Origin of the sequence: Tepidibacillus infernus (genome assembly GCF_048898065.1) — a bacterium.
GTDB lineage: Bacteria > Bacillota > Bacilli > Tepidibacillales > Tepidibacillaceae > Tepidibacillus_B > Tepidibacillus_B infernus.
The window spans coordinates 1-255 of the sequence record NZ_JBLWFI010000045.1 but is presented as its reverse complement, the minus strand read 5'-3'; the positions used below and the strand labels follow the sequence as shown (position 1 = coordinate 255).

Annotated in this window: 1 rRNA gene; it reads right to left on the bottom strand. The window is 52.2% G+C overall.

Features of this window, described 5'->3' with window-relative positions:
- Positions 1 to 255: ribosomal RNA gene (locus TEPIDINF_RS15260) — 23S ribosomal RNA — on the bottom strand; the annotation flags it as partial.

Below are 255 nucleotides of genomic sequence, written 5' to 3'. Positions count from 1 at the left end.
TCAGCCTCACCGCTTGGACGTGCATTTCCAATAGCACGCTTCCCCTATCCTTCTGCGTCCCCCCATCGTTCAAACGGAGGAAAGGTAGTACAGGAATTTCAACCTGTTGTCCATCGCCTACGCCTTTTGGCCTCAGCTTAGGTCCCGACTAACCCTGAGCGGACGAGCCTTCCTCAGGAAACCTTAGGTTTTCGGCGGACAAGATTCTCACTTGTCTTTTCGCTACTCATACCGGCATTCTCACTTCTTATCGCT